13 protein-coding genes and 1 pseudogene are annotated in these 12,589 nt (G+C 59.4%); all 14 read left to right on the top strand.

What is annotated here, in order from left to right:
* Window positions 1–76 precede the first annotated feature (76 nt).
* Window positions 77–446: pseudogene (pilM, locus tag OKB81_RS20810) on the top strand (pilus assembly protein PilM); the annotation flags it as partial.
* Window positions 434–1,003: a PilN family type IV pilus biogenesis protein TapN gene (tapN, locus tag OKB81_RS15935; protein WP_270805313.1), complete on the top strand. Its 570-nt coding sequence runs from the start codon at window positions 434–436 to the stop codon at window positions 1,001–1,003. The pseudogene pilM and the gene tapN, both read left to right, overlap by 13 nt.
* Window positions 1,000–1,596: a PilO family type IV pilus biogenesis protein TapO gene (tapO, locus tag OKB81_RS15930; protein WP_041212566.1), complete on the top strand. Its 597-nt coding sequence runs from the start codon at window positions 1,000–1,002 to the stop codon at window positions 1,594–1,596. Before tapN ends, tapO begins: the two co-directional genes overlap by 4 nt.
* 2 nt (window positions 1,597–1,598) lie before the next feature.
* Window positions 1,599–2,126 (top strand): pilus assembly protein PilP, encoded by a 528-nt coding sequence (locus OKB81_RS15925; protein WP_029314119.1) that lies wholly within the window; start codon window positions 1,599–1,601, stop codon window positions 2,124–2,126.
* A 16-nt stretch (window positions 2,127–2,142) separates the two neighbouring features.
* A complete protein-coding gene (locus OKB81_RS15920; protein WP_053288716.1) occupies window positions 2,143–4,368 on the top strand; it encodes a type IV pilus secretin PilQ in 2,226 nt (741 codons plus the stop codon).
* 191 nt (window positions 4,369–4,559) lie between these two features.
* Window positions 4,560–5,078, top strand: a complete 519-nt coding sequence (aroK, locus tag OKB81_RS15915; RefSeq protein WP_010673824.1) for a shikimate kinase AroK — start codon at window positions 4,560–4,562, stop codon at window positions 5,076–5,078.
* Between the two features lie 17 nt (window positions 5,079–5,095).
* Window positions 5,096–6,178 carry a 3-dehydroquinate synthase gene (aroB, locus tag OKB81_RS15910; protein ID WP_160838184.1) on the top strand — a complete coding sequence of 361 codons (1,083 nt, stop codon included), beginning with the start codon at window positions 5,096–5,098 and terminating at the stop codon, window positions 6,176–6,178.
* Entirely contained in the window at window positions 6,168–7,724 is a 1,557-nt protein-coding gene (locus OKB81_RS15905; RefSeq protein ID WP_160838182.1) for an SPOR domain-containing protein, read from the top strand. Before aroB ends, OKB81_RS15905 begins: the two co-directional genes overlap by 11 nt.
* A gap of 70 nt (window positions 7,725–7,794) precedes the next feature.
* On the top strand, window positions 7,795–8,667 hold the full coding sequence (locus OKB81_RS15900) for a Dam family site-specific DNA-(adenine-N6)-methyltransferase (protein ID WP_029314124.1): 873 nt from the start codon (window positions 7,795–7,797) through the stop codon (window positions 8,665–8,667).
* 190 nt (window positions 8,668–8,857) lie between these two features.
* Window positions 8,858–9,532, top strand: a complete 675-nt coding sequence (rpe, locus tag OKB81_RS15895) for a ribulose-phosphate 3-epimerase (protein ID WP_041212569.1) — start codon at window positions 8,858–8,860, stop codon at window positions 9,530–9,532.
* A complete protein-coding gene (locus OKB81_RS15890; protein WP_270663970.1) occupies window positions 9,519–10,184 on the top strand; it encodes a phosphoglycolate phosphatase in 666 nt (221 codons plus the stop codon). The genes rpe and OKB81_RS15890 overlap by 14 nt, the downstream gene beginning before the upstream one ends.
* 39 nt (window positions 10,185–10,223) lie before the next feature.
* Entirely contained in the window at window positions 10,224–11,228 is a 1,005-nt protein-coding gene (gene trpS / locus OKB81_RS15885) for a tryptophan--tRNA ligase (RefSeq protein WP_010673830.1), read from the top strand.
* 120 nt (window positions 11,229–11,348) lie between these two features.
* Window positions 11,349–11,564: a hypothetical protein gene (locus OKB81_RS15880; RefSeq protein WP_010673831.1), complete on the top strand. Its 216-nt coding sequence runs from the start codon at window positions 11,349–11,351 to the stop codon at window positions 11,562–11,564.
* A 321-nt stretch (window positions 11,565–11,885) separates the two neighbouring features.
* Window positions 11,886–12,467 (top strand): aminodeoxychorismate synthase component II, encoded by a 582-nt coding sequence (locus tag OKB81_RS15875; RefSeq protein WP_134996614.1) that lies wholly within the window; start codon window positions 11,886–11,888, stop codon window positions 12,465–12,467.
* Window positions 12,468–12,589: the final 122 nt, after the last annotated feature.

Below are 12,589 nucleotides of genomic sequence, written 5' to 3'. Positions count from 1 at the left end.
GGCATATGGATTTAGGGACTCAGAATACTTTTTTCTGAAAATCAAGGCGGCCTTCCCCGGAAAGCCGCGATGAACCTCTTTTTACAGCATGAGTATGGAAGAGGCGGAGCTGGCCAAGCTCCAGGGCTCCTTGCCTGCGGATTATGAGGTGGATGTCCTGTTGCCTCACCTCAGCACTCTGGTGTTGCAGATACGGCGCAACGTGCAGCTGTTTTGCAGCTCTTCGGGGAACAAGGAGCTCTCCAGGCTGGTGCTGACCGGAGGGGGGAGCCTGCTGCCGGGGCTGGCCGGACAAATCGGCAGCGAGCTCAACTGCGAGGTGCTGCATCCCGATCCCTTTGCACTCTTTGGCAAGCCGCAGGGAGAGGGGGGGGCTGACTCATGGAGCCAAGTACATGACGGCGCTCGGGCTGGCACTGAGGAGCTTCACACCATGTCAAATATAAACCTTCTGCCCTGGCGGCAGGCTCGGGCGCAGCGTCAGAAGAAACAATTCGGTATCCTGTTCGGTCTGTTCCTGGCGGGGACGGCAGCCATCGCCTTTGCCGCAGACTGGCTGGTGCAGCAGCAGATCGGTTACCAGCAGCAGCGCAATCAGCGGTTGCAGCAAGAGATGGCAACCCTGGACACCCAGCTTGGGGAGATCAGGCTTCTCAAGGAACGGCGCGAGGAGTTGATTGACCGCATGCAACTCATCGAGCAGTTGCAGATGCGCCGCAACATCCCTGTGCGTCTGTTCAATCAGCTGCCGGTGCTGGTCCCCAATGGGGTATATCTTGATAGCCTTGCCTTGCAAAACAACAAGATAGATGTGAAGGGAAAGACCGAAGCCTATGGCAGGGTTGCCAGCATGATGCGCCGAATCGACGGTTCCGGCTGGCTGACACAATCCCAGCTCAGCACCATTTTCACGGCCGAGGTGGCCCCCATCGCCCTGAGCCAGTTCTCCATGATGTTCCAGATTGCCACGGCGCTACCCAACGTGGCTAAGGGGCAAAAATGAACCTGCAACAACTCAACGACCTGGATCTCAATGACATTGCCCGCTGGCCGCCGATCGCCAAGGGCATCTTTGTCTTCTTCTGCTGTGCTCTGCTTGGCGGGGCACTCTATTACTACGTGATTGCCAATTCCCTGGCGGCTCTGGGTCGTGAAGCCGCAAAAGAGACCGAGCTCAAGGGACAATTCGAGAGCAAGGCCATGCTGGCCGCGAACCTGGAAGCATACAGAAAGCAGATGGTCCAACTGGAACATCTGGTCGACACTCAGCTCAAACAGCTGCCCAACACCCACGAAGTCGCCGGTTTGCTGGATGACATCAGCTTCATTGCCACCGACAACGGTTTGACATTGAACAGGATCAACTGGGAGCCAGAGGTGAAACACGAGTTCTCCACCGAGCTGCCCATGCGCATCGAGGTCGTGGGCACCTATCACGAACTTGGCAAGTTCACGGCGGACATGGCTGCTTTGCCCCGCATCGTGATCCTGGATTCTTTCCAGCTCAGCCAGGGGAAGGGGGGTGAGCTGATCGGTATGTCCATGCAGGCCAAGACCTACAAGTACAACGGCAAAACCGTGGAGAAAAAGCCATGAGCATGAGAGCGGGCGTACTTCTCTTGTCGGCGCTGCTGTTGACGGCCTGTGGGGGACAGGAGGACATGGATGAGTATGTCAAACAGACCAAGGCCAGAAAGCCGGTACCGATCGAATCTTTGCCGGAGATAAAGCCCTTCTCTCCCATGGTCTATCAACGCAGCGATCAGCGTAGTCCGTTCATTGCACCCCAGCCGGAAACCAGTTCCAGGCTGGATGCCAAGGCCAAGCCGGACTGTGCCCAGATAGTGGCCAATCGGGAAAAGGAGGTGCTGGAACGCTACTCGCTTGCCAGCCTGAGCATGAAAGGCTCCATCGGCAAGCAGGGGCAGTTGTGGGCATTGATCAAAACCCCGGACGGGCAAGCCGTGCGCGTCGGGCTCAACCAGCACATGGGGCTGGATCAGGGCAGGGTCATCAAGATAACGAACACGCATGTTGACTTGATGGAGACGGTACCGGATGGCAAAGGATGCTGGGTCACCCGAGAAACCCAGCTGGCCATGGCCAATCTCGACGCAAAACTATGATCAGGGATGAGCAGAGATGAGAACAACAATAAGAAGGATGACCGGTGTGGCGCTGCTGTGGCTGGGCGGATGCACTCAGGTGTGGGCAGTACCCGCGTTGCAGGAGGTCAAGGTGAATCCCCTGCTGGCCGATCAACTCCTGCTGGAGCTCAGCTTCAGCGAACCGGTCAGCGGTTTTACGGACAGGTTGACCTATGAACCCAATCAGCTTCTGCTGCACGTACCCGGGGCCATCGGTGCCCTGACGGTCAATCCCCTGCCCATCAAGCAGCAAGGGGTGAACAACCTCCTGGTGGAGGGGAAGGGGCAGGGGCTCGACATCAAGATCGCCCTCGATCAGCTCACCCCCTATCAGGTCCATCAGCAGGGCAATAAATTGCTGGTGGCGCTGGGAGACAAGGCAGGGCAGCCGGTCGCTTCCTCGGCGGCGCCTGTTGCAGCCAGCCAGTCTGCGCTCGTCAGAAGCCAGCCGGTGACCCAGTCTGCGCTGATTGACACCCAGCGGGTTGCCCAGAACCAGTCCCAGTATCAGGCTCAGCCGGCCGTGGCTGCCACGCCTACTGTGGCTCCTTCGCCCGTTGCCCCCAGCAAGCCGGTGTTGTCCGTGTCTCAGGCAAACATGGGTGGCGCCTACTTCAACTCGGTCAAGGGCGTGGATTTTCGTCGTGGAAAGGAAGGTCAGGGGGAGTTCCTCGTGACGCTGGACAACAGTTCGGCGGCGGTGGATGTCAGCAGCCGTGGTCAGAAAGTGCTGGCCAAGTTCCACGGTACCCGGGTGCCTGATGATCAGCTCAACCTCATCAATGTGCAGGACTTTGCTACCCCGGTCTCCCAGGTGGAGGTGTTCCGCCAGGGCAATGACACCCTGTTCGAGCTCTCAGTGAACGGCCAGTTTGACTACCGTTACGATCAGGCCGACAAGATGTTCATCATCGAGGTGAAAAAACGGGTTGCCACCACGGCGGCGAAGCAGTACCAAGGCAAGCCCATCTCATTGAACTTCCAGGATATTCCTGTTCGTACCGTGTTGCAGATCATCGCCGATTTCAACAATCTGAATCTGGTGACCACGGACTCGGTCTCCGGCAACATCACGCTGCGTCTCGATGGCGTGCCCTGGGAGCAGGCGCTGGACATCATCCTCAAGGTCAGAGGGCTGGACAAACGGCTGGACAACAACATCCTGCTGGTGGCACCGGCGGACGAGATTGCCGCTCGCGAGAAACAGCAGATGGAGAGCCGCAACCAGGTGGCGGATCTCGCTCCCCTCTACACCGAGTATCTGCAGATCAACTATGCCAAGGCATCGGAAGTGGCGGCCCTGCTCTCCTCCGAGAGCACCAAGCTGCTCTCCCCCAGAGGGGCGGTCAGCGTGGATGAACGTACCAATGTGCTTGTGGTCAAGGACACGGCGGATGTCATCAGCAACGTCAAGCGGATGCTGGATATCCTCGATATCCCGGTCAAGCAGGTGGTGATCGAGGCGCGCATGGTGACCATTGATGATGGTTTCGATGAGGCACTGGGGGTGCGCTGGGGTGTGACCAAGACAGACGGTCATGGCAACGGCACCTCGGGCACCATAGAGGGTAATGATGGCGCCGGAAACAATGATGGCAGTTCCACCATCACTCGCCCCAACGTAGAAGACAGACTCAACGTTAACCTGCCGGTGACCAACGCGGCCGGCACGCTGGCGTTCCAGGTCGCCCGTCTTGCCAATGGTACTCTGCTGGATCTTGAACTCTCGGCTCTGGAAAAGGAGAGCAAGGCCGAGATCATCGCCAGTCCGCGTGTCACCACGGCCAACCAGAAGCCGGCCCTGATCGAGCAGGGGACCGAGATCCCCTATGTGGAGTCCTCTTCCAGCGGGGCGACCTCGGTCACCTTTAAGAAGGCGGTACTGAGCCTCAAGGTCACGCCGCAGATCACCCCGGACAACAGGGTGATCCTGGACTTGACCGTGACTCAGGATACCAAGGGTGAAACCGTGCCGACCGGAACCGGGGATGCGGTGTCCATCAACGCCCAGTCCATCACCACCCAGGTGTTGGTCAACAACGGTGAAACTCTGGTGCTTGGCGGCATCTATCAACAGACCATCAAGAGTGATGTCAGTAAGGTGCCGCTGCTGGGGGATATCCCCGGGTTGGGCTATCTGTTCAAGAAAACCACCAGTGAAAACAAGAAGCGTGAACTGCTGATCTTCGTGACCCCGAGGATAGTGACCGACGCCCTCTGAAAACTTTACTTGTGAGAGTAAAACACATATAACCTTACGCCCCGATGAGGCTGGGGCGTAAGGGCTGCGGTTGCCAGTCCTGGTTTCTACTGAGATAATCCCCCTCCTGATCCATCGCAAGATAAGGTTCATAGGTACCCCGGTCGAGTGTTTACCGGGGCCATACAGTTTGTAATTACTAACGAAAAGACATGGCTGAGAAACGCAATATTTTCCTGATAGGTCCCATGGGTGCGGGCAAGAGCACCATAGGTAGACATCTGGCAGAACAACTGCACATGGAGTTTTTCGACTCAGATCATGAGATTGAGCGCCGCAGTGGTGCCGATATCGGCTGGGTGTTCGATGTTGAAGGCGAAGAAGGTTTCCGGATCCGCGAAGAGAAGGTGATCGGTGAGCTCGCCGAACAGCAGGGTATCGTGCTGGCAACGGGTGGCGGTGCCATCAAGAGCCGTGAAACCCGCAACAAACTCTCCGCACGCGGCATCGTGGTCTACCTCGAAACCACCATTGAAAAGCAATTGGCGCGAACCCAGAGAGACAAGCGTCGTCCCTTGCTGCAAACCGAAGAGCCGCCCCGTGAAGTGCTTGAGCGTCTTGCGCAAGAGCGCAACGCCCTGTACGAAGAGGTTGCCGATTTTGTCATCCAGACGGATGACCAGAGTGCCAAAGTTGTCGCTAATCAAATCGTCAAGTTGATTGGTATGTAATTCATTAGAGGACGTCCATGGAAAGGTTGAAGGTCGAACTGGGTGAACGCAGCTACCCGATAGAGATAGCTGCCGGTCTGCTGCAACGCCCCGATGTACTGGCGCAGACGATCAAGGGCAAGCGGGTCATGATTGTGACCAATACCGTGGTCGCGCCCCTGTATCTTGAACAGATCATTCAGTTGCTGTCCGGTTTTCAGGTGGAACACCTGATCCTGCCCGATGGCGAGGCCTACAAAACCCTGGCGACTTTCGAGCGGATCATGTCTGCTCTGCTGGAAACCAGCCATGGTCGTGATACCACTCTGATCGCTCTGGGGGGCGGTGTGATAGGTGATGTTGTCGGCTTTGCTGCGGCAAGCTACCAACGAGGCATTCCGTTTATTCAGGTGCCTACCACGCTGCTCTCCCAGGTTGACTCTTCCGTCGGCGGCAAGACCGCCGTCAACCATCCCCTCGGCAAGAACATGGTGGGTGCCTTCTATCAGCCCAAGCATGTGATCATCGATACCGACTGCCTCAAGACCCTGCCTGCCCGGGAATTTGCCGCCGGCATGGCCGAGGTGATCAAATACGGCATCATCTGGGATGCCTCCTTCTTCTCCTGGCTCGAAACCAACATGACCCGCCTGCAGTGCCTTGACGGTGATGCACTCTCCTATGCCATTCGTCGCTGCTGCGAGATCAAGGCCGATGTGGTCGGTCAGGACGAGACCGAGCACGGTGTGCGCGCCTTGCTGAACCTGGGACATACCTTCGGCCATGCCATCGAGGCGGAGAAGGGTTATGGCAACTGGCTGCACGGTGAAGCCGTGGCGGCGGGAACCATGCTGGCGGCCGAGACGGCCCTGGCTCGTGGCGACATGACGGCGCAAGAGGTGGCACGAGTCCGCGATCTGCTGTTGGCCGCCGATTTGCCGGTCAAGGCACCGTCCGATATGGATTTTGCCGCCTTCATTCGCCATATGCGCCGTGACAAGAAGGTGCTGGAAGGCAAACTGAGGCTGGTGCTGCCGATCGGGATCGGACAGGCCCAGGTCGTGGCCGATGTGACAGACGAGCAATTGATGGCGGTGATCGAGTCTGGTCGTGACCACTAATAAATTGCTCAAGCTGCCTTCTCAGCGGCAGTTGGTTGACCGGCTGCTGCACCTGATCGAGTTCAACCACCCCTTCGTTTTTCTCTCCGGCAAGCCAGGCAGTGGCCGTGGCACACTGTGCGAGTCGCTGCTTGCCCAACTGCCCGATGCGGTGCGGGTGGCCAGCCTCATCGGCAGCCCGTCCATGAAGATGGCGGATGTGCGCCAGCTGCTGTTGCAGCAGGTGGTGGCACGTCCCCTGTTCAACGCGCAGGATGCCGTGGCGGACAGCTTCTTTCGCATGGTGGGTGACAAGCCTGCCAGACTGCTGCTCATCATCGAACGTGCCGATACCTTGCCTGCCGAGCTGGTGGGGGAGTTGTGGGCGCTCTGTCGTCACAATGATACCCTGGCATCTCCTCATAAACTGGCCATCCTGCTCTCGGGTGATGACGCCTGGTGTCGCAACCAGAAGGCGCTCCTCAAGGGACGAGCCATGCCAGCCCTCGAGCTGGAAGTCGCGCCACTGAGCGCTCCTGAGCAACGTATCTTCTTGTATGAGAAGGCCAAAGAGCTCAAGATCCCGACAGCCCTCTTGCCCAAGCCGAAAGTGGAAGAGATCCTGAATGGGGCGGGCGGACATCCGTCAGCCATCATGCAGTTACTGGAGGATACCATGACCGACAGAAGGCCCAAGAAACGTCAGGCCGAGTTGCCCGTCAAGAAGATAGCGATCGTGCTTGCCCTGGTGGCGGGCGGGTTGCTGGCCCTGAGCTATCTGCCCCTGTTCGACAGTGCAGGCCAGGACCCCGCCCAGGCACCGTCCCAGGGGATGGCGTTGCCCGATCCCGTCTCAAGCGATCCTGTGAACGTGGGTGCGGCGAGCGGGGCCTTGGGTACTCAGGCGAGCAGTGGCGCCGCTGCCATCCCGTCAGGGAATCAGGTTGCCCGCGATTGGCAGTCCGATGCCAAGCCCTTGCCCAAGAAGGTCGAGAGCGAGACGGTCACCACGGAGTCAACCAACTATGAGGGGCGCCGGGTCGTCATCTCCGACGAAGTGGTCGAGAAATTGATGAACCAGCCGAATGTCAGCGGCGCCTTGCCCACGGCCGTGGTGGATGAGCTGGTGGGGAGCGGTTCCCGTGCGGTCCCGACCGGAACGACGGCCCAGGTCAAGAATCCGGCCCCGAGCAGTGTCCCGGCCCGGACAGAGGCTCAACCGGCCAGTGGCGCGCAGACAGCGCCGGTCGCGGCCCCAGCGGCCAAGGTGGCGTTGACGCCGGTGGCGACTCTCAACAAGAAGCCGAAGAATCACTACAGCATCCAGTTGATGGGGGCGAGCAACACCAAGGCGGTAGACAGCTTTGTGGCCGAGCATGGCTTGGCGGGCAAGGTGTGGGTCTACAAGACCCGTTTCCGTGGCAGTCCCTGGTATGTAGTGGTGCAGGGAGACTACGCCAGCAGTGCCCAGGCCAAGGCGGCCATTCGCAAGCTGTCACCTGCCTTGCTCAAGGGACAACCCTGGCCCAAGTCATTCGCCCAGATACAAAAAGAATTGAAGCAATAGCCAGCCACCCGAAGAAGGGGGTAGAATCACCCCCCTTTTTTGGGCATAGCCTTGTCAACACCGGACTTCCATGAAAAAAACACGCGCGTTTTTAAAATGGGCCGGGGGAAAATACTCCCTGGTCGAAGAGATCGCCGAGCGTTTGCCGGCCGGGCGTGTGTTGCTGGAGCCCTTCGTCGGGGCGGGATCCGTGTTTCTCAACACGGATTACGACGCTTATGTGCTCAACGACATCAATCCGGATCTCATTGGCCTCTACAACCACCTCAAGCAGCAGCCGGACAGCTTCATCAGCGAGGCCCGCAAGCTGTTCGTGGCCGAGCACAACCACAAGACCGCCTATTATCGGCTCCGTACCCAGTTCAACCAGACCGCGGCCGGGTTTGAACGGGCTCAGTTGTTCCTGTTTTTGAATCGCCATGGTTTCAACGGCTTGTGCCGTTACAACAAGAAGGGGGGGTTCAACGTTCCCTTCGGTTCCTACAAGAAACCCTACTTCCCGGAGAAAGAGCTGTGGGCCTTTGCCGAGAAGGCGCAGAAGGCGACGTTCATCTGCGAAAGCTATGCCGACGCCATGGCCCGTGCAGAGGAAGACTGGGTGATCTACTGCGATCCGCCCTATGCCCCCCTCTCCACCACGGCGAGTTTCACCACCTATTCGGCAGGCGGTTTCACCCTGGACGATCAGGCGCTGCTGGCCAGGCTGGCTCGCCACACCGCCGCCCATAAAGGGGTGCCCGTGCTCATCAGCAACCATGACATCGAGTTGACCCGCGAGCTCTATCGTGGCGCCCGGCTCGACGAGATCCTGGTCAAGCGTACCATCAGCCGCAACGGCGGTGGTCGCAACAAGGTGGCCGAGCTGCTGGCGCTCTACCCGCCCGGCATCGAGCCCGAACAGGGCTATTATCCCGGCGAGGCGGAGCTGGTTGCCGTCGGCTGAGTGAACAACGGTCCCTGAGGGGGCCGTTGTCATTTCTGATGCTGCCGCTGGTATTCCGTGAGCCGCGCCTGGCATCGTTTGCCGGCGATGGTGCCGGAGCGGCGTGTTCTGTAGATGCGGGTCGTTTTCATCGCCCTTTTGCGATAAAATTGCGCCGTTTTTTCTGCCACGCTGCCAATGGATGACGCTGATGAAAGACTTTCTGATTGCCCCCTCTATCCTCTCCGCCGACTTTGCCCGTCTGGGTGAGGATGTGGCCAAGGTGCTGGCCGCCGGGGCCGACGTGGTCCATTTCGATGTGATGGACAACCATTATGTCCCCAACCTGACCATAGGCCCCATGGTCTGTCAGGCGCTGCGCGATTACGGCATCGAAGCGCTCATCGACGTGCACCTGATGGTCAAGCCGGTGGATCGCATCGTGCCTGATTTTGCCAAGGCCGGTGCCAGCCTGATCACCTTCCACCCGGAAGCCTCCGATCACGTGGATCGCACCCTGGGCCTCATCAAGGAGCAGGGTTGCCAGGCCGGTCTGGTGCTGAACCCCGCGACCCCGCTCAGCTGCCTGGAGTACGTGATGGACAAGCTGGACGTGATCCTGCTGATGTCGGTCAACCCGGGTTTTGGCGGTCAGAGCTTCATCCCCGGCACCCTCGACAAGCTGCGCCAGGTGCGTCGCCTGATCGACGAGAGCGGCCGCGACATTCGCCTGGAAATCGATGGCGGGGTCAAGGTCGACAACATTCGCGAGATTGCCGAGGCGGGTGCCGACATGTTCGTGGCGGGCTCTGCCATCTTCGGCAAGCCGGATTACAAGGCGGTGATCGACCAGATGCGCGCGGAGCTTGCCCATGTCCGTCGCTGATCGCCCCTTTGACCTGGTGCTGTTCGATCTGGATGGCACCCTGATTGACAGCGCCCCGCAACTGGCGCTGGCGGTCAACCGTACCCTGGCGGAGCTGGGGTTGGCCGAGGCCGACGAGTCCGTGGTGCGTACCTGGGTCGGCAACGGCGCCGACAAGCTGATCCAGCGGGCTCTCGATTACCGCGACGCCCCGGAGCAGTTTGCCAAGGCCCGCCCCCTGTTCGACCGTCACTATCAGGCCTGTCTGCTGGAAGGCCTGGCCATGTATGACGGAGTGGCCCGTAGCCTGCGCCGTCTGCAGGGGCTGGGTTACCAGCAGGCCGTGGTGACCAACAAACCGAGTCACTTCGTGCAGCCCATTCTGGAGGCCCTCGGCATCAGCGACTGTTTCGCACTCTGGCTCGGGGGCAACTGCGTACCCGTCAAGAAACCGAGCCCGGAGCCGCTGTTGCACGCCTGCCACGAGCTGGGTGTCAGCCCGTCCCGCACCCTGATGGTGGGGGATTCCGAAAATGACGTGCTGGCCGCCCAGGCCGCCGGCATGAAGGTGGTGGGGCTCACCTATGGCTACAACTATGGCAGCCCTATCGCAGACTCTCGCCCCGACTGGGTTTGCGAGCAGTTTGCCGAACTCGACGCCCTGCTGGTCTGATCCAGACCGGGCTGGCGGATAACAAGGATTACTACTCTGATGACTAAACCAATCGTATTGAGCGGTGCTCAACCCTCGGGCCAGCTGACCATCGGCAACTACATGGGGGCCCTGCGTCAGTGGGTCAGCATGCAGGATGACTTCGACTGCCTCTATTGCATCGTCGATCTGCACGCCATCACCACCCGGCAGGATCCGGCCGCCTTGCGCAAGGCGTGCCTCGACGCAGCCGCCCTCTATCTGGCGGTGGGCATTGACCCGGCCAAGAGCACCGTCTTCATCCAGTCCCACGTGCCCCAGCACGCCGAGCTCGGCTGGATCCTGAACTGCTACACCCAGATGGGCGAGCTGTCGCGCATGACCCAGTTCAAGGACAAGTCCGCTCGTTTCGAGAACAACGTCAACGTCGGCCTGTTCGGTTATCCGGTGCTGATGGCGGCCGACATTCTGCTTTATCAGGCCAATCAGGTGCCGGTTGGTAATGACCAGAAGCAGCATCTGGAGCTGACCCGCGACATCTGCACCCGCTTCAACAACCTCTATGGCGAAGTCTTCACCCTGCCGGAACCCTTCATTCCGACCGAAGGGGCCCGGGTGATGAGCCTGCAGGACCCGACCAAGAAGATGTCCAAGTCCGACGACAACGAGGCCAACTTCATCGGCTTGCTGGAAGATCCCAAGCAGATCGTCAAGAAGATCAAGCGGGCGATGACCGACTCCGACGAGCCGGCCGTGGTGCGTTTTGATCCCGAAAACAAGCCGGGGGTCTCCAATCTGCTGACCCTGATGTCCGGTGTGACCGGCCGCTCCATCCCGGAGCTGGAGCAGCACTTCGAAGGCAAGATGTACGGCCACCTCAAGAGTGAAACGGCCGATGCCGTGGTCGCCTTGCTTGAACCCATCCAGGCGCGCTTCCGCGAGCTGCGTCAGGATGAGGCCCATCTGCAGGCCATTTTGGCGGCTGGCGCACAAAAGGCGCGTGAAAGGGCTGAAAAAACCCTGATCAGCGTATATGATGTCGTCGGCTTCGTTCCTCGAGCCTGACATACTGGGAAGGTGTAGTAGAAGAGAGCTGGGTGGATGCCTGGCTTTCTTTGTTTTACACCTTCCGGTTTGTCGCAACCTCCCCCAATGTCAAACACGGGCTTTGCCCCAAGAGAAAGCATGTCTGTCGAATCACAAACCCTGAGTGAAGAGTTGGGTGACAAGGGTCACTGGCTGCGCAAGTTTCGCAAGGCCAAGAGCCTCAATACCTTGCAGTTGATGGTCTCCAACGCCATCGACAAGCACCACAAGACCCCGGCCATCGCGGCTGCCATCTATCTGGCCGAGTGCCAGCGGGAACGGGAACTGGAACAGGGCCGCTATCTGGACCGCTGAGGTCCGTTGTCAGCCCTTGCCAAGGTGACTCCTTCCCATCTGCCTGTCACGACCTGTGCCCTTTTCCCGGTCGCCTCCCGTCTCTTTTACCTTGCCATCCTGACATGGAGCGGCTGATGCTGCCCGATCGGGGACAGGCCCACCGCCGGGTGGGGTCGACAGGCCCGGATCGCCATTGAAGAGCGGACAGACTGCACAGCAGGTGAGGTGATCGCCGGTTTATTAACGCAATGAGACATGCCAGAATGCGCGGCGTTTGTCTGCCCGCGCTCGCAACGGGCTGTCCGATCACCGTCTCTGTCTTATTCCCAGGGTGTTTGCATGCTGCTACTCATCGACAACTACGACTCTTTTACCTGGAACCTGGTGCAATACTTCGGCGCTCTGGGGCAAGAGGTGGTGGTCAGGCGCAACGATGAGCTGAGCCTGGAGGAGATAGCCCGGCTTGCCCCCCGCCATCTGGTGATCTCTCCCGGCCCCTGCACGCCAAACGAGGCGGGCATCTCTTTGGCCGCCATCTCCCGTTTTGCCGGCGAGATCCCCATCCTCGGCGTCTGTCTCGGCCATCAGTCGCTGGCACAGGCCTTTGGTGCCCGGGTGGTGCGTGCCCGTCAGGTGATGCACGGCAAGACATCTCTCATCCGTCACAAAGGGGAGGGGGTGTTCAAGGGGCTCAACAACCCGCTGCGGGTGACCCGCTATCATTCTCTGGTGGTGGAGGCGACGTCGCTGCCCGACTGTTTCGAGGTCACCGCCTGGAGCGAACATGCCGACGGCAGCCTGGACGAGATCATGGGGCTGCGGCATAAAACGCTGGCGCTGGAGGGAGTGCAGTTCCATCCGGAGAGTATTCTGAGCGAACAGGGGCACCAGTTGCTGGCCAACTTTTTGGCCGTTTCCTGAAAAAATTGCGATGTCTGTCTCAAAACCGTCATGAGGCAAAAAAAATTTGGTTCATCGCGGCTTTCCGGGGAAGGCCGCCTTGATTTTCAGAAAAAAGTATTCTGAGTCCCTAAATCCATATG

This window comes from Aeromonas sp. QDB56 (genome assembly GCF_027705505.1).
Lineage (GTDB): Bacteria > Pseudomonadota > Gammaproteobacteria > Enterobacterales > Aeromonadaceae > Aeromonas > Aeromonas caviae.
Note: the sequence above shows the minus strand (reverse complement) of the source record. Positions and strands in the feature narration are given on the sequence as shown.

Excerpts from the sequence above, each read along its gene's own strand:
- OKB81_RS15880 (WP_010673831.1), top strand. The coding sequence starts at position 11,349 with ATGTCTGTCGAATCACAAACCCTGAGTGAAGAGTTGGGTGACAAGGGT.
- OKB81_RS15890 (WP_270663970.1), top strand. The coding sequence starts at position 9,519 with ATGTCCGTCGCTGATCGCCCCTTTGACCTGGTGCTGTTCGATCTGGAT.
- trpS (WP_010673830.1), top strand. The coding sequence starts at position 10,224 with ATGACTAAACCAATCGTATTGAGCGGTGCTCAACCCTCGGGCCAGCTG.
- OKB81_RS15900 (WP_029314124.1), top strand. The coding sequence starts at position 7,795 with ATGAAAAAAACACGCGCGTTTTTAAAATGGGCCGGGGGAAAATACTCC.
- rpe (WP_041212569.1), top strand. The coding sequence starts at position 8,858 with ATGAAAGACTTTCTGATTGCCCCCTCTATCCTCTCCGCCGACTTTGCC.
- OKB81_RS15875 (WP_134996614.1), top strand. The coding sequence starts at position 11,886 with ATGCTGCTACTCATCGACAACTACGACTCTTTTACCTGGAACCTGGTG.
- OKB81_RS15925 (WP_029314119.1), top strand. The coding sequence starts at position 1,599 with ATGAGAGCGGGCGTACTTCTCTTGTCGGCGCTGCTGTTGACGGCCTGT.
- aroK (WP_010673824.1), top strand. The coding sequence starts at position 4,560 with ATGGCTGAGAAACGCAATATTTTCCTGATAGGTCCCATGGGTGCGGGC.
- OKB81_RS15920 (WP_053288716.1), top strand. The coding sequence starts at position 2,143 with ATGAGAACAACAATAAGAAGGATGACCGGTGTGGCGCTGCTGTGGCTG.
- aroB (WP_160838184.1), top strand. The coding sequence starts at position 5,096 with ATGGAAAGGTTGAAGGTCGAACTGGGTGAACGCAGCTACCCGATAGAG.
- tapO (WP_041212566.1), top strand. The coding sequence starts at position 1,000 with ATGAACCTGCAACAACTCAACGACCTGGATCTCAATGACATTGCCCGC.
- tapN (WP_270805313.1), top strand. The coding sequence starts at position 434 with ATGTCAAATATAAACCTTCTGCCCTGGCGGCAGGCTCGGGCGCAGCGT.